The 24,198-nt window shown below is 64.8% G+C and carries 27 protein-coding genes; 17 read left to right on the top strand and 10 right to left on the bottom strand.

Annotation, left to right across the window (positions count from 1 at the left end):
• The first annotated feature begins 84 nt into the window (after nucleotides 1–84).
• Nucleotides 85–1,512 carry an AAA family ATPase gene (locus ACX3PH_RS11545; protein ID WP_459092630.1) on the top strand — a complete coding sequence of 476 codons (1,428 nt, stop codon included), beginning with the start codon at nucleotides 85–87 and terminating at the stop codon, nucleotides 1,510–1,512.
• Nucleotides 1,513–1,613: 101 nt separating this feature from the next.
• Here the strand turns inward: ACX3PH_RS11545 and ACX3PH_RS11540 are convergent, their stop codons facing one another.
• From ACX3PH_RS11540 to ACX3PH_RS11515, 6 genes are read right to left on the bottom strand one after another with little or no spacing between them, the layout of a single operon-like run.
• The gene (locus ACX3PH_RS11540) at nucleotides 1,614–2,648 is read right to left on the bottom strand and encodes an acetamidase/formamidase family protein (RefSeq protein WP_459092628.1); all 1,035 of its coding nucleotides are present in this window, start codon (nucleotides 2,646–2,648) and stop codon (nucleotides 1,614–1,616) included.
• A 5-nt stretch (nucleotides 2,649–2,653) separates the two neighbouring features.
• Nucleotides 2,654–3,727 (bottom strand): branched-chain amino acid ABC transporter permease, encoded by a 1,074-nt coding sequence (locus tag ACX3PH_RS11535; protein ID WP_459092626.1) that lies wholly within the window; start codon nucleotides 3,725–3,727, stop codon nucleotides 2,654–2,656.
• On the bottom strand, nucleotides 3,727–4,620 hold the full coding sequence (locus ACX3PH_RS11530) for a branched-chain amino acid ABC transporter permease (RefSeq protein ID WP_459092624.1): 894 nt from the start codon (nucleotides 4,618–4,620) through the stop codon (nucleotides 3,727–3,729). Before ACX3PH_RS11530 ends, ACX3PH_RS11535 begins: the two co-directional genes overlap by 1 nt.
• A 1-nt stretch (nucleotide 4,621) precedes the next feature.
• Nucleotides 4,622–5,356: an ABC transporter ATP-binding protein gene (locus ACX3PH_RS11525; protein ID WP_459092622.1), complete on the bottom strand. Its 735-nt coding sequence runs from the start codon at nucleotides 5,354–5,356 to the stop codon at nucleotides 4,622–4,624.
• On the bottom strand, nucleotides 5,353–6,120 hold the full coding sequence (locus ACX3PH_RS11520; protein ID WP_459092620.1) for an ABC transporter ATP-binding protein: 768 nt from the start codon (nucleotides 6,118–6,120) through the stop codon (nucleotides 5,353–5,355). The genes ACX3PH_RS11525 and ACX3PH_RS11520 overlap by 4 nt, the downstream gene beginning before the upstream one ends.
• Nucleotides 6,117–7,331: an ABC transporter substrate-binding protein gene (locus ACX3PH_RS11515; protein WP_459092618.1), complete on the bottom strand. Its 1,215-nt coding sequence runs from the start codon at nucleotides 7,329–7,331 to the stop codon at nucleotides 6,117–6,119. The genes ACX3PH_RS11520 and ACX3PH_RS11515 overlap by 4 nt, the downstream gene beginning before the upstream one ends.
• A gap of 191 nt (nucleotides 7,332–7,522) precedes the next feature.
• On the opposite strand from ACX3PH_RS11515, the gene ACX3PH_RS11510 reads away from it, so the two are divergent.
• The 3 genes from ACX3PH_RS11510 (at nucleotide 7,523) to ACX3PH_RS11500 (ending at nucleotide 9,315) form a co-directional block, all read left to right on the top strand.
• Complete coding sequence (locus tag ACX3PH_RS11510) at nucleotides 7,523–8,194, top strand: TetR/AcrR family transcriptional regulator (protein WP_459092616.1); 672 nt, start codon at nucleotides 7,523–7,525, stop codon at nucleotides 8,192–8,194.
• 105 nt (nucleotides 8,195–8,299) lie between these two features.
• Entirely contained in the window at nucleotides 8,300–8,872 is a 573-nt protein-coding gene (locus ACX3PH_RS11505; RefSeq protein ID WP_459092614.1) for a hypothetical protein, read from the top strand.
• Nucleotides 8,869–9,315, top strand: coding sequence for a hypothetical protein (locus tag ACX3PH_RS11500; RefSeq protein ID WP_459092612.1), 447 nt, complete (start codon nucleotides 8,869–8,871; stop codon nucleotides 9,313–9,315). The genes ACX3PH_RS11505 and ACX3PH_RS11500 overlap by 4 nt, the downstream gene beginning before the upstream one ends.
• Here the strand turns inward: ACX3PH_RS11500 and ACX3PH_RS11495 are convergent, their stop codons facing one another.
• Nucleotides 9,316–9,666, bottom strand: coding sequence for an MmcQ/YjbR family DNA-binding protein (locus ACX3PH_RS11495; RefSeq protein ID WP_459092610.1), 351 nt, complete (start codon nucleotides 9,664–9,666; stop codon nucleotides 9,316–9,318). It lies immediately after the preceding gene.
• 125 nt (nucleotides 9,667–9,791) lie between these two features.
• Here ACX3PH_RS11495 and ACX3PH_RS11490 point away from each other — a divergent pair, with 125 nt between their 5' ends.
• The 3 genes from ACX3PH_RS11490 to ACX3PH_RS11480 are packed head-to-tail and all read left to right on the top strand — an operon-like array spanning nucleotide 9,792 to nucleotide 10,818.
• Nucleotides 9,792–10,145, top strand: coding sequence for a hypothetical protein (locus ACX3PH_RS11490; RefSeq protein WP_459092608.1), 354 nt, complete (start codon nucleotides 9,792–9,794; stop codon nucleotides 10,143–10,145).
• A gap of 8 nt (nucleotides 10,146–10,153) precedes the next feature.
• On the top strand, nucleotides 10,154–10,390 hold the full coding sequence (locus ACX3PH_RS11485) for a hypothetical protein (RefSeq protein ID WP_459092606.1): 237 nt from the start codon (nucleotides 10,154–10,156) through the stop codon (nucleotides 10,388–10,390).
• Nucleotides 10,387–10,818, top strand: coding sequence for a TA system VapC family ribonuclease toxin (locus ACX3PH_RS11480; protein WP_459092604.1), 432 nt, complete (start codon nucleotides 10,387–10,389; stop codon nucleotides 10,816–10,818). The genes ACX3PH_RS11485 and ACX3PH_RS11480 overlap by 4 nt, the downstream gene beginning before the upstream one ends.
• A 75-nt stretch (nucleotides 10,819–10,893) precedes the next feature.
• Here ACX3PH_RS11480 and ACX3PH_RS11475 read toward each other — a convergent pair whose 3' ends face one another.
• The 3 genes from ACX3PH_RS11475 to fgd form a co-directional block, all read right to left on the bottom strand.
• Nucleotides 10,894–11,355 (bottom strand): hypothetical protein, encoded by a 462-nt coding sequence (locus ACX3PH_RS11475; protein WP_459092602.1) that lies wholly within the window; start codon nucleotides 11,353–11,355, stop codon nucleotides 10,894–10,896.
• Nucleotides 11,356–11,656: 301 nt separating this feature from the next.
• The gene (locus ACX3PH_RS11470) at nucleotides 11,657–11,926 is read right to left on the bottom strand and encodes a hypothetical protein (RefSeq protein WP_459092600.1); all 270 of its coding nucleotides are present in this window, start codon (nucleotides 11,924–11,926) and stop codon (nucleotides 11,657–11,659) included.
• Between the two features lie 46 nt (nucleotides 11,927–11,972).
• The gene (gene fgd, locus ACX3PH_RS11465; RefSeq protein WP_459092598.1) at nucleotides 11,973–12,977 is read right to left on the bottom strand and encodes a glucose-6-phosphate dehydrogenase (coenzyme-F420); all 1,005 of its coding nucleotides are present in this window, start codon (nucleotides 12,975–12,977) and stop codon (nucleotides 11,973–11,975) included.
• 224 nt (nucleotides 12,978–13,201) lie between these two features.
• On the opposite strand from fgd, the gene ACX3PH_RS11460 reads away from it, so the two are divergent.
• The 10 genes from ACX3PH_RS11460 to ACX3PH_RS11415 all read left to right on the top strand — a co-directional run bounded on the left by ACX3PH_RS11460 (nucleotide 13,202) and on the right by ACX3PH_RS11415 (nucleotide 24,111).
• Nucleotides 13,202–14,164, top strand: a complete 963-nt coding sequence (locus ACX3PH_RS11460) for a winged helix-turn-helix transcriptional regulator (RefSeq protein WP_459092596.1) — start codon at nucleotides 13,202–13,204, stop codon at nucleotides 14,162–14,164.
• 153 nt (nucleotides 14,165–14,317) lie between these two features.
• Nucleotides 14,318–15,544 (top strand): CaiB/BaiF CoA transferase family protein, encoded by a 1,227-nt coding sequence (locus ACX3PH_RS11455; RefSeq protein ID WP_459092594.1) that lies wholly within the window; start codon nucleotides 14,318–14,320, stop codon nucleotides 15,542–15,544.
• 42 nt (nucleotides 15,545–15,586) lie between these two features.
• Nucleotides 15,587–16,783, top strand: a complete 1,197-nt coding sequence (locus tag ACX3PH_RS11450) for an MFS transporter (protein ID WP_459092592.1) — start codon at nucleotides 15,587–15,589, stop codon at nucleotides 16,781–16,783.
• A 57-nt stretch (nucleotides 16,784–16,840) separates the two neighbouring features.
• Entirely contained in the window at nucleotides 16,841–17,533 is a 693-nt protein-coding gene (locus tag ACX3PH_RS11445; protein WP_459092590.1) for a hypothetical protein, read from the top strand.
• A gap of 32 nt (nucleotides 17,534–17,565) precedes the next feature.
• Nucleotides 17,566–18,249 carry a hypothetical protein gene (locus tag ACX3PH_RS11440; RefSeq protein WP_459092588.1) on the top strand — a complete coding sequence of 228 codons (684 nt, stop codon included), beginning with the start codon at nucleotides 17,566–17,568 and terminating at the stop codon, nucleotides 18,247–18,249.
• 96 nt (nucleotides 18,250–18,345) lie between these two features.
• Complete coding sequence (locus ACX3PH_RS11435; protein ID WP_459092586.1) at nucleotides 18,346–20,055, top strand: class I adenylate-forming enzyme family protein; 1,710 nt, start codon at nucleotides 18,346–18,348, stop codon at nucleotides 20,053–20,055.
• Nucleotides 20,056–20,163: 108 nt separating this feature from the next.
• Complete coding sequence (locus tag ACX3PH_RS11430) at nucleotides 20,164–21,096, top strand: ABC transporter permease (protein ID WP_459092584.1); 933 nt, start codon at nucleotides 20,164–20,166, stop codon at nucleotides 21,094–21,096.
• Between the two features lie 2 nt (nucleotides 21,097–21,098).
• On the top strand, nucleotides 21,099–22,046 hold the full coding sequence (locus ACX3PH_RS11425; protein WP_459092582.1) for an ABC transporter permease: 948 nt from the start codon (nucleotides 21,099–21,101) through the stop codon (nucleotides 22,044–22,046).
• A gap of 2 nt (nucleotides 22,047–22,048) precedes the next feature.
• Nucleotides 22,049–23,080 (top strand): ABC transporter ATP-binding protein, encoded by a 1,032-nt coding sequence (locus ACX3PH_RS11420; protein ID WP_459092580.1) that lies wholly within the window; start codon nucleotides 22,049–22,051, stop codon nucleotides 23,078–23,080.
• Nucleotides 23,077–24,111, top strand: a complete 1,035-nt coding sequence (locus ACX3PH_RS11415; RefSeq protein WP_459092578.1) for an ABC transporter ATP-binding protein — start codon at nucleotides 23,077–23,079, stop codon at nucleotides 24,109–24,111. The genes ACX3PH_RS11420 and ACX3PH_RS11415 overlap by 4 nt, the downstream gene beginning before the upstream one ends.
• Nucleotides 24,112–24,198: the final 87 nt, after the last annotated feature.

Here is a 24,198-nt window from a genome sequence, read left to right as displayed (position 1 = left end):
GGGCTGGGCTCCGTGGCGGTTTCGATACGGCCCTGGCGGGCCTACTCAACCCGCAGGACGCCGCCTCACCCCTAGGCTCGTGCCATGAATGCCAGCCAGCAGCAGTTCATCGAAACGTTCCGGCTATTCCTGGAGGAGGTCATCCAGCAACAGCGGATGCGCCCGGCCGAGGTCACGCCGCTCGGCACCATCGTGCAAGAGCACCTGGGCGCATCGGTCACCGAGCTGCCGGTCGTCAGCGAACCGATCGCCCCACACCGGCTGGTCGACGCCGACATCGCACTGGAAATGCTGGCGGGCGACGACTCGCGGTTGATCGGAGCGAGCGGTGGGCAGCAGCGGTACCACGAGGACTTTCCGCAGCTGCTCATGCACCCGCACATGCCGTTCGCGCCGGCACCCGTCGACTACATCACGGTGGACACCGGGCCGGACAGCCGGCGCCGGGTCGTCGCCCACGGCATCCGCCTGTTCAGCTTTGACGGTCAGCCGGTCGCGGTGCTGCAACGTTCCGCTGCGCCGCAATACGGCCGAAACGCCGCCGGGCTTGAGGTGGTCAGCGCCGACACCGAACTCAGCGCACGGGTGCTCGCGGAGGTGAGGCGGCTCATGCTGGCGCACAGCGTGCTGCGCGGCAAAGTGCTCACCTTCACCGCGGACGAGTTCTCGCACGGCGCTGCCGGAGCCACCTTCGTGCCTCGACCGCGGGTCGACTCCGGCAGCATCGTGCTCGGATCCGGCGTGCTCGAGCGGATCACCGCGCACGTCGTCGACATCGGCAGCCAGCGCAAGCGGCTCACCGACGCCGGCCAGCACCTCAAGCGCGGCGTACTGCTGTACGGGCCGCCCGGAACCGGCAAGACCCTGACCGTGCGCCACCTGCTCAGCCGCACCGAGAACGTGACCGCCGTGCTGCTGACCGGCACCAGCATCCGGTTCATCACCGAGGCGGCGGAGCTGGCGCGCGCCATGCAGCCGGCCATCGTCGTGCTCGAAGACGTCGACCTGGTCGCCCACGAGCGCGGGATGCACGGCGGGCCGCAACCGCTGCTGTTCGCCGTGCTCGACGCGCTTGACGGGCTGGATGGCGACTCCGATGTGGCGTTCGTGCTCACCACCAACCGGGCCGACCTGCTTGAACCGGCCCTCGCCGCCCGTCCGGGACGCGTCGACCTCGCCGTCGAGATTCCGCTCCCCGACCAGGACGCGAGGCGGCGGATGTTCGCCCTCTACGCCACCGGGCTGGGGCTGACGGATGCCGCCGTCCGCGAGGCGGCCGACCAGGCGGAAGGAGTCACCGGCTCGTTCGCGAAGGAGCTGATGCGACGGACGGTACTGGCCGCCGCCCGCGAAGACAGGGCGGTGACGGATGCTGACCTCGAGGTGGCGCTGGACGAACTGCTGTCAGCCGGGGCCACGCTGACGCGGAGTCTGCTCGGGGTTGGCGGGGCTACGGAACCGGGTGGCCCGGGCGAAGGCGAGTCGTTCGGCTGGGTCGGCGGGGCGCACTGAGGGCACGCCATACTGGTGGCGGTTTCGATACGGTCGCTTCGCGACCTACTCAACCCACAGAGAGGTTCCAGACCCTCAACCCACAGAGGACTTCCAGACCCTCAACTCACAGAGGATTTCCAGACCTCGGCCTGCCGGCGCAGCGACGCGTGCACGCCACCGTAGGCGGCCAGCGCCGTCTCACCGAGCAGAGCCTTCGGAACCTTGCAGACCATCGTGTAAACCGTGTCCACCACGTTCGCGACCGGGCTGAGGTTGATCTGCGAAACCAGCTGGTAGGCATCCATCGTGCTCAGTCCCAACAGCTCCGACACCCAGGTGACCATCTCGACGTTGGCGATGCGGAACGCGTCCTCCAGAGGCTTGGTTGACCCGGTCGTGATCAGGTACTCGTCGGTTTCGATGCGCGGCCACGCGGTCGGGCTGCCGCCCTTGATCAGTTCCACGATGAACGAGGTGTTCATCGAGCACTCCACCGCAACACCACAGGTCTCGCCCTCGCCCTGGCGGGCGTGCCCGTCGCCGAGGCTGAACAGCGCACCAGGAACGTTGACCCCCAGATAGCAGGTGGTGGAGGAGCGCATCTCAGGGGTGTCCATGTTGCCGCCCCAGTTGCCCGGAGCCAGCGCCGAACGCACCTCGCCCAGCGCCGGCGCGACACCGACGGTGCCGTGCATCGGGTCGAGCGGCAGTGCCAGGCTCAAGTCGCTGTCACGTGCGTGATAGTGCACCTGCCGAGTAGCAGCATCCAGTTCGTAGAACCAGGTCTGCTCCGGCAGCGGCGCGTTCAGGAGCGCCGTGTCGTGCGTGCCGGTGAGCGAACCGAAGTACTCGACGGTGGTGCTGACACCCCAGTCGAAGCGCGGCTCGATCGAGACGAAGTGCACCGCGAGGGTGTCGCCCGGCTCCGCGCCCTCAATGTAGAACGGGCCGGTCTGCGGGTTCAGGTACCGCGGATCGAGCACAGCCGACGGTTTCACATCGGGCGAGGTGACCATCCCGGCGAAGCAGTCCAGCGTCGACGTGTTGACCAGGGTTCCCGGCTTCAACTGGGCGACAGGTTCGGCACCACCAAAGGTGTAGACGAGGGTCGACAGGTCAGTGTCATCCGGGACATCGAAGTTGAAGGTTTCCATGGATGTCAGGCCTTTCTGGTCAACTCATTGGATTCGGCGGCGGATGCTGCCCGCTTGCGTTTCGCGCTGGAGAAGAGTTCCTTCGTCTGAACCAGCCCGCCCGGCCGGAACGCCAGCATCAGGATGAGCAGGATTGCCAGCAGGATCTCGGTCATGCCGATCGTGTCGAACGGCAGCGTACCGTCGAGGCTGATCGCGTTCTCCACGTACCGCAGACCCTCGTGGACTGTCGTCACCAGCAGCACACCGAGGGCCACCCCGGTCACGGTGCGCGGTCCGCCGACGATCAGCATCGTCAGCACGACGAAGGTCTGCGTCAGGTAGAACGCGTTCGGTTGGAACGAGGTGATGAAGTGTGCCCACAGCGCACCGGCCATGCCGCAGATGAACGCGGAGAGGATGAACGAGAGCCAGCGCGCGCGAATCACGTTGATGCCGATAGCGGATGCCGCGTGCACGTTATCGCGGGACGCCCGCAGCTTCATGCCGAGCGACGACTCCTTGAACAGGTACGCAATCACCACGACGATGAGCGCCCAGGTGACGGCCGTCCACAGGTCGGTGTATTTCAGCAGGCCGAACAGCGTGCGCGGCCCGTTGGTGACGGCGCTCCACTGCGAGAGCACCACGTGCACGATCACCAGCAGGGCGAACGAGGCGATCGCGGCAGCCGAGTCCGACAACCGCATCAGCGGGTATCCGACCACGGCGGCGAAGATCGCCGCAATGCCCGCACCGCAGAACATCGCCGGAACGAAGCCCATCTCGATTCCGGCCAGCACCGGGTACAGGTCGGGCAGCGACATCGCCTTCGATGCGACCGGGATGGAGAGCAGCGCGGATGCGTAGGCACCGATACCCATGAAACCCACGTGGGCGAACGAGAGCAGCCCGGAGTTGCCCATGAAGATCTGCAGCCCCAACACCATGATGAGGTTGATGAACATCACGGTGGCCAGGCGGTCCACCAGCGGGATGCCGAGCGCGGAGGCGATGATCGCGATCACTCCGAAGACGACGAGGATCACGCCGAGAGGAAGGAATTTGCGACCTCTGACCATGACGGAGGGCATCTTCATCAGCCAATTCTTTCTGTCGCGAAACGACCCTTGATGATTCCCTGCGGCCGGAAGACCAGGACCAGGATGACGATGGCGAAGATCAGCGCGTCGCGGAAGGCGAGCGCCTCCTGCGGCAGCACCAGTTGCAGGCCGACAGTGATCGCGCCCAGGAAGTAACCGCCGACGATGGCGCCGGACAGGCTGTTCATTCCACCGACCACAATCGCGATCAACGCGATCAGCAGCGGCGTCATGCCGACCGTCGGCGAGACCGAACCGATGCGGCTTATCCAGAGGAACCCGACGATGCCGGCCAGCACACCACTGATGGCGAACGCGGACACGATGACCTTGTCGGCCCGCGTACCGAGGAGTTGAAGCATCCGGAAGTCGTCTGCCGCTGCCCGCAGCGTCACGCCCAACCGGGTCTTCTGCATGATCAGCAGCAACGCGAACAGGGTGAGCGCGCTCACGCCGATGACGATGAGATCAGACACGGAGATCCGCAGCCCGCCCAGGTCGAGGGAGGTGTGGAAGAAACCCGGCACCTGGACCGCGCGGGCTCGCGGCGACACGAACAGCAACGCAGAGTTCTGCAGCAGCGTGCTCACCGCGAACGACGTCACCAGCATGGCGTTGAGCGAGTTCGACCTCACCGGCCGGAACGCGATCCGCTCGGTCGCGACACTGGCGAGTGCGGCGGCGACGATCATCACCACCACGATTACGACGAGCGGCAGGATGCCCCCCTGCAGCACGAACCAGGTGTACCCGGCGACCATGATCAGCTCGCCGTAGGCGAAGTTCACGAGCTTCAGGATCCCGAAAATGATGATGAGGCCGAGCGCGATCAGCGCATACATGCTGCCCAGGCTCAGGGAGTTCAGAAGGTATTGAAGAACGTCGTTCATCTCACTCCTCCGTTCCGGTCACGCGAACGCCACCGAGGTAGGCGGACGCGATATCGATCGATTCCTTGATTTCCTGGGGGGTGCCGGATGCCGACAGGTTGCCGGTGGTCAGCAAGTACGCGCGGTCGGCGATATCGAGGGCGCGGGTCACGTTCTGCTCGACCAGGAGGATCGTCACTCCTTCGGCGTGCAACTGCTGGATGATCTCGAACATGCGGTCGACCAGCGTCGGGGACAGGCCGAGAGAAGGCTCGTCCAGCATGAGCAGGCGGGGGCGGGACACCAGCGCGCGGGCGATCGCCAGCTGCTGCTGCTCACCACCCGACAGCGTTCCGGCACCCTGCGACCTGCGCTCCTTCAGGATCGGGAAACGCTCGAAGGCGCGCTCCAGCTCCTCGCCCACAGAGTTTTTGTCTCGCAACAAGTAGGCGCCGAGGCGCAGGTTCTCCTCGATGGTGAGGCTGGGGAAGATCCCGCGGTCCTCCGGCACAAGGGAGACGCCGCGGCGAGCTATGTCGGCGCTGCGCTTGCCGTGAATCGGGGTGCCGTCGAAGACGATGGTTCCGGATGCCGGCCTGTTGACTCCTGCGATGGCGGCCAGCGTGGTCGACTTGCCGGCACCATTGGAGCCGACCAGGGCGACCAGCTCGCCATCCGCCACCCGCAGGTGCAGGTTGTTGACGGCGGCAATCGCGCCGTACCTCACGCTGAGGTCGGTCAGTTCGAGCAGACTCATAGGGTTTCCGTCTTCTCGGTTCCGGCGTTCGCCTGGCTGCCCAGATAGGCCTCAACCACTACGGGGTCGGCACGCACGTGGTCAGCGGTCCCCTCAGAAATGGTCTTGCCCTGGTTGAGCACATGCAGGCGGTGGCACAGGCGCATGATCAGGTTCATGTCGTGGTCGATGATCAGCAGGCCGCATCCGAACTTCTCCGGGATGGTGCTCAACTGGCCGAGCAGGCGCTCGCTCTCCTCCTCGTTGAGCCCGGCGGCGGGCTCATCGAGCAGCAGGTACTTGCATCCGGTGGCCAGCGACCGCAGGATCTCGACGATCCTCTCCTGGCCGTACGACAGCGACTCGGTGAGTACGTCGCTGAGGTGTTCGATCTCGAACAGGCGGATGAGGTCGTTCGCGATGGTGGCCGCACTGCGCGCGCCGTGACCGGATCCGAGAGCGCCCAGCTGGACGTTCTCGAAGACGGTCATGGTCGCAAACAGGCGGACCGATTGGAAGGAGCGAACCAGGCCCGCGCGCGCCACCAGGTGGGGCGCGAGCCCGGTCACCTCCTTGCCGTCGATCTTCACGCTTCCGGCGGCCGGCTTCAACGCCCCCGAGATCACGTTGACGAGGGTCGTCTTGCCGGAACCGTTGGGCCCGATCAATCCGACGATCTCGTTCCTGCCCAGCGAGAGGCTCACCTGGTCGAGCGCCCGAAGCCCGGCAAAGTTCATCACGATGCCTTCGGCGGTGAGCCTCTCGCTGTTCACGGTTTCACTCATGGAGCGGGAGCCCACTCCGGCTTCAGCCAACGGTTGAACTTCGGCTCACCCTTGACGAGGGAGACGATCGCGGCTTCCTTCTGCGGCTCGTGGCCGGTGTCAGCCGACGACCACTTGAGCTGGCCGGTGAGCAGGTCGAAGGTCATCTTCGTCATCTGCTCGGCGACAGCTGCGCCATCCGTGGTTCCGGCTTCCTCCATCGCCTGCGCAAGGATGTTCACGGTGTCGTAGCCGTTGACCACCAGAGCCGTGTCGGGGTCTTCACCGTGCGCATCGTTGTACAGCGCCATGAAGTCGGTCACCAGCGGGCTGGCCTCCTCGCTAAGGAAACTGTGCGTCGCGTAGGTGATGTCGTCACCGAAGTCGGCACCGAGAACCTTGGCCAGCTCCGGGTCGTCATAGGAGTCTCCACCCAGGATCGGGGTGTCGATACCGGCAGCACGGATGTCGCGGATGATCAGCGCCAGGTCGGGCATGTAGGACGACACGAAGATGACGTCGGCCTCCGACCCCGTCGACTTCAACCGCTGCAGTTGAGCCGAGAAATCCTGGTCACCCTGCGTGTAGGTGTCCTGTCCGACGACGGTGCCGCCGAGCTCCTCCATCGACTCGATGAAGTACTCACTGAGCGAGGTGGTGTAGTCGATGAACGTGTCCGTGACGACGTACGCGTTCTTCAGGCCCAGCTCGTTGTACGACCACTCGGCTGCGGCCGCACCCATGGTGGTGTTCCACATCGACAGCGTGAACTGCTTGTCGCCGAGTGTGTCGGAGCCGAACAGGGGCGAGGACGCACCGGGCGAGATTCCGACGATGCCGGCAGACTGCGCTGCGCGGCTGGCCGGACCACCGAAGTCGAAGTCGGCTGGCGTGATGATGGCGGAAGCGCCCTCCCCGACCAGTTGCTCGGCGTTGTTGCCGACCGTGACCGGGTCGCTCTTTCCGTCAAGGTTGACGAGTTTCAGCGGCTTACCGAGCACTCCGCCGGCGGCGTTGATCTCATCAACGGCAAGCTGTGCGCCGCGGAGGATCGGCTCATCCAGTGGGGACTGGATTCCGGTGAGGCACAGGGATGCGCCGATGATGATCTCGTCGCCGCTGACGTTCGCGGCTGGACCCTTCCCGTTGTCGGCAGACAGGTCTGCCCCACAGCCGGCAAGGCTGACCGCGACCAGCGCGGCAGTGGCAATGCCCAGGACTTTCTTGTGCATGACTCTCCTCTTTGAGGCCCGCGGCGCAGGCACGCGCACACCTTTGATGCGCGCAGCGGCAGGACCGTTGCCCGATAGCGTCCCAGACGTCAACGCTTCTGTCAACTATGTTGACAACTGCACTGATAGGGTCATCCACAGCGGACCTGCCAGTATGGAGTGGCGTATCGACGGAGATGAGTGGAGGCGACGTGAACGGAGACCCCGCGCCCTCATCCAGTGGCCGCCGCCACGCCCACCTCGACCGCGAGATGATCCTCGAGAAGTCGCGCGAGATCTTCCACCAGGATGGCCTGGCCTCCCTCACCCTGCGGCGGCTCGGCCAGGAACTGGGCGCCGACGCCACAGCGATGTACCGGCACTTCCGGAACAAGGCCGAGCTACTCACCGCACTGATCGATGAGCTCTTTGTTGCCATCCCGGAGCCTGACCCGCACCGCAGCTGGCGTGAAAACCTTCGCAACCTGATGTACGCCTGGTGGCTGATCTACCGCGACAACGAAGGGCTGTCGCAGGCGATGGCCGGCCAGCCAGACGACGAGCCCAGGCTCTTCCACCTGACCGAGTGGACCATCCGCGAGCTGAAGCGTGCCGGGGTATCGGATGACGAGCTGGGGCTGTTCCACCAGACCATCTACAACCACACTGTGGGCAACGGCCTGGTCGCAGCCTTCTCACCGTGGCTCACCACCGAGGCGCTGCGCGACGAACAGCGTCGCAAGTATTCGGCGCTGAACCCGACCCAGTTCCCGAGCGCGGCCGCGGCGGCTCGCACCATCTACCCGGACACCGAGAGCGCGTTCCTGTTCAGCGTCGAACTACTGCTCGACTCGATCGAGAATCGGGCAACCGGGCTGAAGTAGGCCCGTCCACGCATCACGTCCTCCACAGGCTGCTGAAGCGGGTGGTTTGTCCCCGGTTCCGGTAGGCACCAGCCTGCTGCCCCGGGCAGTTCTTAGCCTCGGAAGATGATCATTGAAGCCGGCTACGACCTGTTCGAACTCTTCGCGCCCAAGATTTTCGTGAGGCGCACCGCCAAGAGACGGCAGGGAACCTGGGTGCTCGCCATGGACGAGAATCTGCGAAACCTCTACGTGGAAGAAGTCGGCGGCGAAGCATCCACCCCCATCGACGACCGCATTCTCGACGTGGTGAAGGCGCTTGACGCGCACAGTCTGGGGCGCGTCACCTACTACGCGCTCGCCCAGCTCGACACCGGTCTCGTCGGCGAATTCGACGCCGAGTTCGAACACCTCGTCGAGACGCTCCGACTTGCACCCGAGCTGATCGACTATGAGATGCTCGGGGTGTTCCTCTCCGACGGGAAGGGTGTGCGCGGCACCGGCCCGCGCTATAGCTTTCGCGACTACGTCGGCTACGAGCACCTGCCGCGCGTCGCCTTTCTACCCGGGCCGCACGAGGTCCCGTGCAACTGTCTCGCCTGCGCTCAACACGAGGTGCGCCTCCAACGCAGCTGGGAACGCAACCACGATTCCAAGCAACTCGATGCCCGCGAGAATTCGAGGGACACCAGCAGTTGACCGCTTCCGGCGGTGTCGCAACCAACCGAGTGCTCTTCGGCATCCTCGGCGCTGCCATCGGCATGCTGGGCACGGTGGCGGTAGTCATCATGTTCCCCGGAATCGCGGTCGGCACTCGTCCCGTCCTCACCCCATTGGCACCCCATGCCGTAGCCTGCAACATCGGCTACCGCGCGTGGGAGACAATCCCGCGTGATGGGAGCCGCATCGTCTTCGCGCAGGACCCGGAAACCGCGAACGACGCCGAGCGCGACATCCGGTGCCTGCTTGAAGCGCTGGATGCCCCCGCTCACCTCGTCAGGCAAGCGGAACAGGCGGATACTTCCGGCGAGAAGCGTGCGATCTGGAAGCACTATGCGATCGTCTGGGAGCGGAGCGCCGGCGGGTTCGGCGCCACCATTGTCAGAACGACCCCCGACCCTGGGCAGCCTTCGGCAGACTGACTACGCGGGCTTGCGTGGCGAGCGGATGCGTGGCGCCACCAGCGTGTGACTGCCGCGGATCAGCTCCTCGACCAGGGCATCCGGTACAGCGCCATCCAGGATGATTGTCACCCAATGCCTCTTGTTCAGGTGGTAGCCGGGCGTGATCTGCGGGTACTCCGCCTGCAACGCCAGGCTCTCCTCCGGGTCGACCTTCAGCGAGACGGTGAGCGGCTCAACCGCCAGCGAGCTCAGCGCGAAGATCTTGCCGTTGCCGGTCGTCTTGAAGACGGAAGTCTCCTCGCCGAACGGGAACGACTCCTCGGCCTGCGGGAGCGACAGGCAGAACTCGAGCAGGTCATCCGGGGTCATGGGTCGACTGTAGTGACACCCGGCGACAGCCGTCGGCTACTCCCTCGGAATTGGCCCAGCACACCGTTACCCACAGAACATCGTGCTTCGGCATACGATCTCCCAGCCGGTGCCAAAGTCGGTCTATGAGTTTGCCAGCCTCGCCACCACACGCCACGCAGATGCCCGGGTTGGCCCTCATCAAGCGCTTGTTCTCCATGCTCGACGAGTTCACGCAAGGCGAGATCGAGAGCGCCCTGGATGAGCTTCTCCTCGAGTTAGAACGCGAGGCTGCCGAAGCTGCACTCCTGCGCGCCCGCATTGCCGCGATCAGAGCCTGGAGGCAGACGATTCGTCGAAATACTCCATGTTGGGCAGCCTTGGGAAATCTGGCCTTTCTCGAAACCCACGAACGCGTCCCGCTCAGGCTGCGTGCGGACGCACTACCGGCCTCACAAAAGTCATCAAAGCATCATTTGCGTCGTATTCTGGAGGCATGAGAACTACCGTGACACTTGATCCGGATGTTGTCGCCGCGATTGAACGCGTTCGAGCCTCGGAGGGGCGTCGCTTCAAACATGTGCTCAACGACGCGTTGAGGATCGGCCTCAGGCAAATGTCGGTCACACCGGGCGAGCATCCGTTCAATTCTCCGACCATGCCTCGCGACCTGGGAAAGCCGCTTATCGACATCAGAGACACGTCGGCCGCCATTGCCGAGGCAGAGGGCGAAATCCACCGATGATCGTCGTTGACGCCAACATGCTCATCTACGCTTACCATTCGTCAGCGCCAGAACACGAGACCAGCCTCCACTGGCTTGACGCACAACTGGCGGGTGACCAGCAGTTGGCTCTGCCCTGGGAATCGCTCAACGCCTTCACGCGCATAGTCAGCAATCCGCGCATCTTCCCGAGCCCATCGACCACCTCCCAGGCCTGGGAGCAGGTTGAGGACTGGCTAAGGATGCCCAACACCTGGGTTCCCGTACCCACCCCACAGCACGCCTCGATTGCCGCCGACCTGTATCGGAGCGGCACATACTCGGCAAGCGATGTGCCAGACATACACCTTGCTGCCCTCGCGATCTCGCACGGACTCAAGCTTGCTACCCACGACGCCGGATTCGCCCGATTCGACGGACTCCGTTGGTTCGACCCGCTCGCTGAGTAACGCCGCGAAACGGCGAAGGTACCCGGCTCGGTTTCGACACGCTCGGTTTCGCGAGCTACTCGACCCACGCGGCCGTCAACGCGTGAGGGACATGAGCATCGCTGGGTAGGCACCACCAGCGAAGTCGGCGTTGCCCTCCGATTCGGGAACCACGTTGTCCATCCGCAGAAGCAGCGCAGCCTCATCGGACAGGTCGACGGTCACGTTCCACCACCAACCGTCCGCATACTCGTACCCGGCAATGACCACGCCGTTCTCGACGGTGCCGAACAGCGTGCGAGGCGACGGATGCTGGTGCCAGGAGTCACCCCAGAACGCCACCACAGTGCCGCCCTCCTCACCAGCGCCAACAACCAGCTGCCCGCTCTGCTCGCCGTCATCGGGGTGCGCCCAGTTGTAGGTGATAGTTGCCAGGTTGCCGCCGGCGGCCCGGAGCACCGTTCCCCCAGCCGGTGCAGAATGGAACGGGTCGGACGGCATCAACCGGAAATCGTTGGACCCGTGCCAGGTGCCGACATGCTTCGCGAAAGTCTCCATGACCAGAGGGTAAGCGCGTTAGCCGTCGGGCGGCAGGGACACCGGCGGAATCGCGACGCGCACCCAGAGCGGACGCTCGCCGTCGAACGGGTCCACCCGCAGAAGCCGCAGCGTCCGAACGCGCCGTACGCGTTCACCAGCTGCCACCGGTTGAACGACGCATTCATCAGCTGGTGCTTCGATAACAGGTTGCGCACCGACTGCACGCTGAGCCCGACCAGCTGAAGAAGAGCTCGACCAGCTTTAGGGCTGAATGCTGGAGGTCTCGACAGGCTCGACCAGCTTTAGGGGCCGACCAGCTTCAGCTCAGGCGGGCTAGGGTCTCGGGGTCGTCGACGATGTCGGAGCCGTGGAACGTGACATCCGCCGGGTAGATCAGCAGCGGAACACCGGACACCAACTGGATCGTGACCTCGACGACGGCATCCGGGTCGGTGGTGAAACAACGCACCGGAATGAACTCGCCGAGCGGCAGGCCAGACTCGACCCTTCGGTTCACGTAGCCGACCAAGGCGTCGGCAAACGCGTCGGAGACAGTGAAGGATCGTCCGTAATAGTCGAGGCGTTTCATGGGGAAAGCCTACGGGGCCGGCCTGTGCGAGGCGTGGTCGATCACGTCAGCCGAGGGCGCGGATGCGTGGGGCCAGGTCACGCTCGAACAACTCCACGTAGCGTTGCTGGTTCGCCCCCGGGCCGTGGAAGACGAGGTGGTTGAGCCCGGCGTCGATGTACGGCTTCACCTGGGCGACGATCTCATCCGGGTCGTTGCCCACGATCCAGCGCTTCGCGACCTGCTCGATGGGGAGGGCATCCGCTGCCGCCTCCATCTCGATCGGGTCCTCGATGGAGTGCTTCTGCTCGGCCGTCAGCGAGAGGGGCGCCCAGAACCGGGTGTTCTCGAGGGCGACCTCGGCATCCGTGTCGTAGGAGAGCTTGATCTCGATCATCCGGTCGAGGTCGCCGACCGACCGCCCGGCCTGCTCGGCCCCTTCGGCCACTGCCGGCATCAGCTTCTCGGTGTACAACTCCATGCCCTTGCCCGAGGTGCAGATGAACCCGTCGCCTGCGCGACCGGCGTAACGCGCCACCACCGGTCCGCCGGCTGCGATGTAGACCGGGATGCCGCCTTCTGGCACGTCATAGATCGACGCGCCCTCAGTGCTGTAATACTCGCCCTCGAAGGAAACCCGATCACCGACCCACAGCTGGCGCATCAGGTCGACGGCCTCGCGCAGGCGGGCGAACCGCTCCTTGAAGGGTGGCCAGTCGCCGGTCCAGCCGGTGGCGATCTCATTGAGGGCCTCACCGGTGCCAACGCCCAGCATGATGCGCCCCGGGTAGAGGCAGCCCATCGTCGCGAACGCCTGCGCGATCACTGCAGGGTTGTACCGGAACGTCGGGGTCATGACCGAGGTGCCGAGCTGGATGCGCTGCGTGCGCTCCCCGACGGCCGTCATCCAGGCGATCGAGAAGGGTGCGTGCCCGCCATTGTGCCGCCACGGCTGGAAGTGGTCACTCACGGTGACGCTGTCGAAGCCGTGCTTCTCGGCAAGCACACCGAGCTCGACCAACTCACGCGGAGCGAATTGCTCGGCGGATGCCTTCAGGCCCAACTGCAACATTTAGTCCCTCTCGTCTATGGGAGTAGACCACAAAAGTCATTTTGGTTCAACCACTTTCACCGCGAGCTCACTTCGAAGTTCGGAGCGAATACACATATCTGGGAAAGCTGGTGCTAGTTTCGTCAGAGAGCTGACTCGCCCTACCCGACCGGGACAGCTCGCGCGTCAGGCACGCGGAACCGTCAGCGAAGACGCTGTCCGTCGGTGTGCAGTTAGGGATGATTGTGCCAAAGGAACTTGCCGTAGAAGTCACGACGACGCCGGAAACCAGCAGGACCGGTCGCGCGTTGGCGGTGCTCGGCGATCAGTGGACGCTCCTGATCCTCCTGGTGGCCTTCCGTGGCAGCCACCGGTACCAGGACATCCGCGACGCAATTGGAGCATCGGACTCCGTGCTGGCCGGCCGGCTCAAGGCCATGACCGAGGCCGGGCTGCTGACGATGGTGCCTTACAAAGAGGGCCGCATCCGCTACGAGTACCACCTCACCCCAGCCGGCAAGGCAACCTGGCGCATCTTCGTGGCCGCGTGGGGGTGGGAACGGGAGTGGCTCAGCGGAATTCCCGGCATGCACTACGACCTGCTCCACCGCACCTGCGGCAACCTCACCGACCCCACGCTCGTCTGTGGCAAGTGCGAGCTGCCGGTCACGACGAGGGACACCACCATCACGCGGGTGTCGAGTCAACTGCACTACATCGGGCAAGCTCCTCGCTACCACCGCCAGCGCCGCGAGTACCGCAGGCAGCGCACCTTCGGTATGTACCCGGAGACGCTGGAACTGCTCGGCGATCGCTGGAGCATGGCGCTCCTCTCGGCGGCCGTCATCGGGCTTCGTCGATTCTCCGAGTTCGAGCACTTCCTGGGGATACCGCCAACCGTGCTCTCCGCCCAGCTGGCACGGTTCGTGGAGCTCGGCGTCTTCCGTGTCGAACAGCTCGCCGGCCGCAACGGGCGATCGGTCTATCGCTTCACCGACAAGGGCCGCGGCCTGGCAGACGTGCTCATGCAGTTCGTGCGCTGGGCTGAGGAGAACGTCACCTCCGGCGAGCTGTCGTCGATTGAGATCCGCCACGACGCCTGCGACCGCACCCTTGTGCCCGACTACATGTGCGACCACTGCGGCAAGATCCTCAAGCGGCGGGAAGTCGAATTCGTGCCCTCCGAGCGGCAGGGCGATCCGGAGTAGCCGGACATCCACGCCTGTCGAAGCGGCAGTCACAACGACTTGACTAAAGTAACTTCGTAATTCATAGTGAATGTGCGGATGACACAGCAGTCGGCCTGAAGACTCTCAGGAGCGACGGTGATCGAGGCATCGCACGGCGAGACGGAGAATCACATGAGTGACAAGACGAAGCTTCTGGCAGGCATCACGGTCGTGGAGATGGGGATGTACATCTCGGCTCCGAGCGCATCCCGCGCCCTCGCCGACCTCGGTGCCACCGTCATCAAGATCGAGAATCCCGGCGGAGGTGGCGACCCCTCCCGATGGATGCGCGGTGGCGAGTTCGAGTACAGCCCCCAGTTCGCATCCTGGAACCGTGGCAAGAAGAGTGCCGCGCTCGACGTCAAGAGCGACGAAGGCCGCCGCGCCCTGCACACGCTGCTCGCCAGTGCCGACGTGCTGCTCGACAACGTGCGCCCCGGCGTGCTCGACCGCCTCGGCCTCGGAACGGATGCTCTCCGCGCGCTCAACCCGCGCCTGGTCCACTGCACCATCACCGGCTTCGGCCCCACCGGCCCGCTCGCCGAGCAGCCGGGCTACGACTCGGTCATCTCGGCCCGGTCCGGGTTCTACAGCGAACTGGTGCCCGCCGGTGGCAACCCGTCCGGCCCTCTGTTCTCTGACCTGCTGACCGGAATGCGCGCGGTTCAGCTGATCAGCGCTGCACTCGTCAAGCAGGCGAAGACCGGCGAAGGCTGCCGCATCGACGTGCCCATGATCGGCACTGTCACCGACTTCCTCGGCGAAGCGGTCGCCCAGCTCGAGGCCGGAACCTACACCGGAAACCCGCTGGCCCGGCAGGCACGCGTCGGCATGCTCGCCTGCGTCGGCAAGGACGGCAAGGCCTTCCTGCTCAACATCGGGGAGCGGCCGGAAGCGTTCGAACTGCTCAAGACCATCCTCGACGCCGACGGCGCGCTCGACTCTCCGGAGCTGGCCACCTTCCAGCACCGCGTCGACAACTACGCCGAGCTCAACCGCGCCGTCAACGCTCTCACCGTCAAGCGTGATCGCGACGAGTGGCTGGCCCTCTGCGAAGAAGCAAAGCTGCCCGCCTCGCCGATGCTCACGCTCGATGAGGCCCTCAAGGAGCCGCAAGCGGTGCACCTCGGCCTGGTGCAGGACTACGTCGCCGCGGACGGACGCACCATGCGCCTGGCCGCACCCGGATTCCTGGTTGACGGCGTCATGGCGCAGGGTGAAGGAGTCGCCCCACGGGTCGGCGAGAACACCCGTGAGGTGCTGGAGGCTGCCGGCATCGACGAGCAGGACATCGCCGCGATCACGACCACTCTCACCGAGGCTGACATTCCCCGGCGCGAAGCCATTCGCCGTGGCTAACCGCCCGCGAGCCGCGGGGGCGTTCGCACAGGGCTCCGCGGAGTGACGCAGCCGAGCAACAAGCTGTGGACGGTTCCATTCGTTCTTTCGATGGCGATCAGCTTCTTCGTCGGGATGGTGTTCTACGTCCTGGTGACCAGCATGGCGATCTACGCCGTCGATGAATTCAGGGCGTCCCAGAGCGCTGCCGGGCTCGCCGCAGGCGGGTTCGTGCTCGGAGCACTCGTCTCACGGATCTTCGCCGGCAAGTTCCTCGACTTCGTCGGCAGACGTCGGATGCTCCTGATCGGCCTCTGCGCGTTCGTCATCAGCGCTGCGCTGTACCTTGTCGCCGACAACCTCGTGTTGCTGATCGGCATCCGCCTGCTGCACGGGGCCGCGTTCGGCGTCGCCCACACGGCGATCACATCGTCGGTGATGACGATCATCCCCGCGCATCGTCGCGGGGAGGGCACCGGCTATTACGGAGTCTCCAACGTGTTGGTCACCGCGCTCGGACCGTTCGTCGCCATCCTCCTGATCGAACGCGCGTCCTACGACGCTCTCTTCGTCTTCAGCACCATCTGCTCGGCGACCGCGTTGACGATCGCGCTCTTCCTGCGGATGCCGGAGCGCACGCCAACACCCGAAGAGGTGGCAACGAAGTGGCGGATGCGATTCACCGACATCCTGGATCCCGCCGCCCTGGCCATCGGAAGCGTGATGCTGGTCACCGGAATCGCGTACTCCGGAGTGCTCACGTTCCTCAACTCCTATGCCCTCGATCAGGGCATGGTCGGCGGGGCGGCAGGCTTCTTCCTGGTGTACGCCGGAACGGTGCTCGTGTCCCGGCTGTTCGTCGGAAGGTTCCAGGACCGCTATGGCGACAACGCCGTCATCTATCCCACCCTCGCGTCATTCACCGTGGGCATGGTCATGCTGTCCCTCGCCCCCAACAGTGCGGTGATGGTTCTCGCGGGAGTGTTCATCGGCTTCGGCCACGGGTCCCTCATGCCCTGCGCACAGGCGATCGCCGTCACGGTCGTTCCCAGGCACCGGGTGGGTGTCGCCATCTCCACCTTCTTCGTGGCGCTCGACGCCGGTACCGGACTGGGTCCGATTCTGCTCGGGGCCGTCATCGCATTCTCCGGATTCCAGGGAATGTACCTGGCCATGGCGGCGCTCGTGCTGGCATCCGCCCTGCTCTATCACTTTGTGCACGGCTTCCGGCGGTACCGTCGTCCCCCACTCCCGGCCTAGCGCTGTCCCGCATATCCATCACAGACCAGCTCATCGACACCGACAGAAAGGCATCTCATGCAACTCGGACTGAACTCGATCATCCGGCACTACGTGCTGACCACCACCAACCTTCCGAAGGTCAGCGGAGAACTTCAGGAGTTCCTCGGCTCCGCGCAGGGCGAGGTCGGCGGTGAGTTCACCCTGAGCGTCGGGTTCATCACCGAGCTTCAGCGAATCGGTGACAGCACTCTGGAGATCACCCAGGCGGTGTGGGCAGAACACCGCTACAACGAAATGCTGGCGCCCAAGGGCGACCTGGCCCAGATGATCGTGCTGCAGACCGGCGATGGACTCGCCCTGCGCGACCGGGCGCTGGCCAAGGGCATGACCCTCACCAAGGACAAGGAATTCCGCGGCGACCCCGTTGTGCAGTTCGACTTCGAGGTCTACGGCACCCGGTTCGAGACCTACGGCAAGAGCGACGGCCTCTGGGGGCGTGACATGTCCGCCGTGCCGGAGAGCGCCGTGAAGCAGGTGCTGGGCGTCGAGGTCGCCGTGGCCGACCCCGAGCAGGTGGTATCCGACCTCGCCGAGGTGTTCCTCACCGAGCGCGACGGCACCACCATCTTCTTCGACGCCAAGTGGGTGAAGTTCGTTCCGGCCAACGGAGGCTGGGAAGGGCTCACCACATTCCACCTCGAGGCAGTCGACCCTGGGCGCACCGGCGAGAGCAAGGTCATCTGCGGCACCGAATTCCGCTTCGTCTAGTCCACTCCCCCACCTCCTGCGAAAGGCACACCATGCAGCTCGGCTTGAACTCGATCATCCGCCACTTCGTGATCACCACCACCAACCTCCCGAAGGTCAGCGGCGACCTCCAGAAGTTCCTCGGCACCGTGCAAGGCGACGTGGTGATGCCGCCGTTCGGCTTCATGGCGGAGTTTCAGCGCATCGGCGACAGCGCCCTGGAGATCACCCAGGCAGTGTGGGCCGAACACCGCTACAACGAGATGCTCGCCCCCAAGGGCGACCTGGCCCAGATGATCGTGCTGCAGACCGGCGACGGCCTCGCGCTGCGTGACCGCGCGCTGGCCAAGGGCATGAACCTCACCAAGGACAAGGAATTCCGCGGAGACCCCGTCGTGCAGTTGGACCCGGAGGACTTCGGCACCCGGTTCGAGACCTACGGCAAGAGCGACGGCGTCTGGGGCAAGGACATGTCCGACCGGCCGCAGAGCGATGTCAAGCGGGTGCTGGGTGTCGACGTTGCGGTCACCGACCCCGAGCAAGTGGCATCCGACCTCGCCGAGGTGTTCCTCACCGAGCGCGACGGCACCACCATCTTCTTCGACACCAAGTGGGTGAATTTCGTTCCGTCGAACGGGGGCTGGGAGGGCATCACCACCTTCCACCTGGAAACCGCTGACCCGTCACGCACCGGCGAGAGCCAGGTGATCTGCGGCACCGAATTCCGCTTCGTGTAGTCGATGATTAGTGGTGTGCGATGATCGCGGAAGCCGGTGCCGGCTGATGACTAGGGTCGATTAGGGACAAATCGAAAGGTCCAGGAAGGAGCTTTCATGAGATTCTTCAGCGAGGAGATCGTCGACGCGTACCTTGCTGACGGCTCCTGGACTCACGACACCTGGTGGGACGTGTTCGAGAGAAGTGTTGCCTCCTTTCCGGACGACGAATGCCTCGTCGACGCCGCCAACAAGAAGAAGTTCTTCAGCCGCGATCCACGACGGCTGACCTGGCGCCAGCTGGCGCAGGCGGTCGACCGCTGTTCAGAGCTGCTGTTCGCGCGTGGCATCCGCTCGGGGCAGGTCGTCGGCGTTCAACTGCCGAACTCGGTAGAGCTCATGATCAGCTACCTCGCGATCACCAGGCTCGGCGCGATCATCTCGCCGTACCACGTCGTCTACCGCCGGCACGAGATCGCCGAGTTCGCCGAGATCGCCGGCTTCCATGCGATCGTCACCGGCAGCGGATTCCGCAACCGCGATCTTCCGCTCGACAACCAGCACGTCGCCGAGAGCCGTGACGACACGATGCTCCTGGTCTGGGGCCTTCCCGGGGAGGGCTCCGATCTCGACCTCGACGACATCCTCGCCGGCCCTCGAGGAGACGCGGAGACTGCCGCCTATGTGCGGGCGCTCAGCCTGCATCCGGCCGACTGCGTCTCGATCCTGTTCACGTCGGGGACCACCGGAACGCCCAAGGGCGTGCCTCGCGCCCACGGCGACTCCCTGGTGAGCGGGAATGGCACCCGAGCGGCCGCCCAACTGACCCACGATGATGTCGTGCTCGCTCCGATGCCCCTGGTCTCCGGGGGAGCCCTGTCCGGGACCTTCCTGCCCTGGTTGCTGACCGGATGCCGGCTGGTGATGCACCATCCGTTCGATCCCGACGTGTTCGGCGCCCAGGTGGGCGAGGAACAGGTCACCTACCTGGTTGCACCGCCGGCAATCCTCAGTGACATGGTGTCGCGCGCCGGTGTGTTCACCACCTACGACATGTCGAGCCTGCGCGCGATCGGGTCGGGGTCTGCCCCATTGAGCGGCTGGATGATCCAGAAGTGGGAAGACCACGGGGTCGACGTGATCAATTTCTTCGGGTCAACCGAGGGACTGCAGCTTTCGGCCGACCGGGAGAGCATCCCCGACCCGCACCTGCGTGCCAGGTACCTGCCCATGCCGGGCTCCCCTCGATTCACCTGGCGCTCCGAGCTGGGTCGCCGCGGCCGGTCCCGGCTCGTCGACCCGGTCACCGAAGAGGAAGTCACCGAGCCGGGGGCGCAGGGTGAATTGCGCGTGGCCGGCCCTAACATCTTCTCCGGCTACCTGGGCGGCGACGGCGGATGCTTCGACGACCAGGGTTACTACCGAACCGGAGACGTCTTCGAGCGGTCGGCGACACTCGAAGACGTGATCGTGCTGGTTGACCGGTCGAAGGACGTGATCATCCGCGGAGGCATGAACATCTCCGCCGCCGAAATCGAATCACTCCTGTGCGCACATCCGAAGGTCGCCGCGATCGCGGCGGTCGGCAGGCGGGATGCACGCCTGGGCGAGCGCACCTGCGTATTCGTCGTGCCGCGAGACCCCGCCGATCCGCCAACCCTGAAGGAACTCGTCGACTTTCTCGACGAGCAGGAGGTCGCGACCTTCAAGCTTCCAGAATTCCTTGAGATCATCGACGTACTGCCGGTGAGCCCGATGGGGAAGGTACTCAAGGGTGAATTGCGCCGAAGGATCAACGGGCGCGACGACGCTGGCATCACCGCCTAGCTCCACGAATTCTGCTGATCGGAATCCGGTCCATTAATTTGACAGGGCTGACTTCGTAACTCATAGTTGTGAGGTCCGCACCCGGATCGATTCACAGAGTGGTGAACCATGATCATCTTCAAGAGAGTGCTCACGTCAGTGGGTCTGCTCATCATGGTCTCTGCCATCACCTACTCGATGATCCTGTTGATTCCCGGGGATCCAGCCGCCACTGCGGCAGGCCCGGAGGCCACCAACGAGCAGATCGAGGAGACCCGCCTGCGGCTCGGCCTCGACGCCCCGTTCCCTGTTCAGTTCATGCGCTGGTTCGTCAATGCCATCCAGGGCGACCTCGGCGGATCGCTCCAGGGCGGAACCCCGGTCTCCCAGCTCATCGCGGAACGCTTCCCGGTCACCATCGGCCTCGCGTTGACCGCTCTGCTCCTTGCCACGCTCGTCGCTGTGCCCATCGCGATCTTCGCCGCCGCCAACCAGGGCAAGCTGATCGACCGCATCATCACCATCGTGGCCTCCGCAGGAATCGCGGTCCCGACGTTCTGGCTCGGCCTGATGATGGTCGTCGGCTTCTCCATCTACAACCGCGTCTTCCCCTCCTCCGGGTACATCCCCTTCACGGAGGATCCGATCGGCTGGATGCGGCATATCACGCTCCCGGCGATCACCCTCGCCGCAGCACCTGCCGCCGAGATTGCCCGCCAGTTGCGTGGCTCAATGATCGACGTGCTCGAGCAGGACTACATCCGCACCGCCCGGGCGAAAGGCCTGATGGGGTGGAATGTGCTGCTCAAGCACGCGCTCAAGAACGCCGGCGTGCCGGCCATGACCGTGATCGGGCTACAGGCAGCATTCCTGCTGGGCGGCTCGGTGATCGTGGAACAGATCTTCGGGATCCCGGGTATCGGTGCCCTGTCGATCTTCGCGGTGCTGCAACGCGACATCCCGGTCATCCAGGGAGTCGTGCTGGTGGCTGCGATCACGGTGCTGGTCGTCAACCTCCTGGTCGACCTCTCCTACCGAATTTTCAACCCGAAGGTGCGGTGAACATGACCGGCATGAATAGCCCCGCCCCCACCGACGACGTCTGGGTTGCTGCGACGCGCCGCGCAGTACTGGAGCGAGACATCCCCGACACCAGGGTCGCCAGCAAGCGGGTCAGCCCGTTCCGGCGCTTCCTCCGCCGCTTCCTCAAGCAGAAGACGGGGATGGTCGCAGCCGTCTTCCTGATTCTCGTGACGCTGATGGCGATCCTCACGCCGCTGCTGCTGCCGATCGATCCGAACGTGCAGAACCTCCGCAACATCCTCCAGTGGCCCGGAGGCGAACACCTGCTCGGCACGGACGACCTCGGTCGTGACGTGCTGGCCAGGCTCATGCACGGCACCCGCATCTCCCTGATGGCCGCGGTTCAGGCCACCTCGATCGCGGTGGCGATCGGGCTGCCTCTCGGCCTCATCGCCGGGTACGTCGGCGGTGCCGTCGACAAGACCATCATGTTCGTCAACGACGCCATCATGGCCATGCCCGGCCTGCTGCTCGCGATCGCCATCGTCGGCATGCTCGGTCCTGGACTGTCCAACGCCATGGTCGCCATCGGAATCGTGTTCGCGCCCCAGATCATCCGCATCGTGCGCGGAAGCGTGCTCTCGGTGAAAGAAGAAACCTACATCGAGGCATCCCGAAGCATCGGCACGCAATCCTGGTCCATCGTTGCCCGCCACGTGCTTCCCAACGTGCGGTCGCCGTTCATCATCGCCGTGTCACTCATGATGGGTCGCGCAATGCTCAGCGAAGCAAGCCTGAGCTTCCTCGGCATGGGCGCACAGTACCCGGACGCCAGCTGGGGCGCGATGCTTGGTCGAGCGTTCACCTACGTCGACCGCGCCCCGTTCCTCATTGTCTTCCCCGGCATCGCGATCGCAGTCGTCGTGCTGGCATTCAACATCGTGGGAGACGCCATGCGTGACTCACTCGGCAGAGAGGCGAGAGGCTAACAATGGCAACGCTCGACCCGATCAACACCGAAAGCCGGCCATCGGCATCCGGATCCCCCATCGTCTCGGTTCGCGACCTCTCGGTCGAATTCGCCACCAGCCACGGCTGGCAGCGGGTGGTCTCCGATGTGTCGCTGGACCTCCACCCCGGCAGGATTCTCGGCATCGTCGGCGAGTCCGGCTCCGGCAAGAGTGTCACCAGCCTCGCCATGATGCGCCTCCTGCCCAAGCAAGGAAGCCGGGTCTCGAGCGGCTCGATCGCCGTCGACGGCCAGGATGTTCTTGCGCTCGAGGGCAAGGAACTCGCCCGGATGCGCGGCAACACCATGGCGATGATCTTCCAGGAGCCAATGACAAGCCTGAACCCGGCCTTCACCATCGGGGAGCAGATCAGCGAGACGGTGCGTCGTCACAAGGGCCTCTCCCGCAAGGATGCGTGGAAGCGAGCAGTGCAATCGCTGGATGAGGTCGGCATCCCGAACGCCGCCGACCGGGCAAAGAGATACCCGCACGAGTTCTCCGGTGGCATGCGGCAGCGGGCGATGATCGCTATGGCGATCTCGTGCCAGCCGAAAGTGCTCATCGCGGATGAACCGACCACAGCACTCGACGTGACCATTCAGGCGCAGATCCTGGAGCTGCTGCGCACCATGTGCCGCGACCATGGGCTGGCGATGATGTTCATCACCCACAACATGGGAGTGGTCGCCGACCTCTGCGATGACGTGACCGTGATGTATGCGGGACAGATCGTCGAGCGCGCTGAGATCCATGAGATCTTCGCCTCGCCCAAACAGCCGTACACCGAAGGCCTGCTTCGTGCGGTGCCGAAGCTCGAGGAACGCGCAGAGCTCGCGTCAATTCCCGGAAGCACCCCTCCCCCGTGGGAGATGCCGACCGGATGCCGCTTTGCCCCGCGCTGCCCGTACGCCGTGACCGCGTGCACTGAAGCCCCGATTCCACTCATGCAATTGGACGACCGTCGCCACCGCTGCATCCGCGTCAACGAACTGAGCCTGAGGGGAACCGCTTGAGCGCGCAGCTGACCGGCCCCCAGGGGGTCGCCCCCATCCTCGAAGTGCGCGGACTTGACGTAGAGTTTCGCGGCAAGCGCGACCGCTGGGGTCGCAGCACCCCGATCCGGGCGGTCAAGAACGTCGACCTGGACGTCATGCCGGGCGAAACGCTTGGCCTGGTCGGGGAGTCAGGCTCTGGCAAGTCGACGGTGGCACGCGCCATCATGCGGATGATCGAACCCGCGGCCGGAAGCGTCAAGCTGCAGGGAAAGGACATCACCGCGCTCCGCGGAAAGGAACTGCGTCAGTCGCGACGTGGCATCCAGATGGTGTTCCAGGACCCGTACTCGTCGCTGGATCCGTCCATGCTCGTCGCCGACTCGATCGGGGAGCCGCTCACGGTACACGAGGGGCTGCGCGGCAAGGCCAGGGACGACCGCGTCGCGGAACTCCTGGAACTCGTCGGACTGAGCCGCCACCACCTGGAGCGCTACCCCTACGAGTTCTCCGGCGGACAACGCCAGCGCATCGCGATCGCGCGCGCCCTCGCGCTCAACCCCGCCGTGACCATCGCCGATGAGGCGGTGAGCGCACTCGACGTGTCGACCCAGAACCAGATCATCGGATTGCTGGAACACCTGCGCGAACAACGCAACGGCTCCTACCTCTTCATCTCGCACGACCTCGCTGTGGTGCGGCACATCGCCGATCGCGTCGCCGTCATGTACTTCGGGCACATCGTGGAAGTCGGGCCGGTCAAGGCGATCTTCGAGCAGCCATCGCATCCGTACACCAACGCATTGCTCTCTGCGATCCCGATCGCCGATCCGGTGGAGCAGCGCACACGCCAGCGCATCGTGCTTTCCGGGGAGATCCCCGACATCGTGAACCCGCCACCTGGCTGCCCGTTCGCCTCGCGCTGCCCGCGGGTGACCCAGATATGCCGCGAGGCGTTCCCGGAGTTCCGCGAACACAACGGCACCAGTGTGGCGTGCTACCACCCGATGGATTCGAAGCGAGATCTGCCGATGCCGACAGTGGCTTCCTAGTGCGCAGTCAACTTTGAAAGCTGCAGTGTCGTATGCGCCACATCCTCAACTCAAATTAGCCGAATCCTGCACTCTGCCCTGACTTTC

The organism is Homoserinimonas sp. A520, from assembly GCF_054489245.1.
The sequence above is the reverse complement of the archived record's forward strand: the minus strand, read 5'-3'. Positions and strand labels throughout refer to the sequence as shown.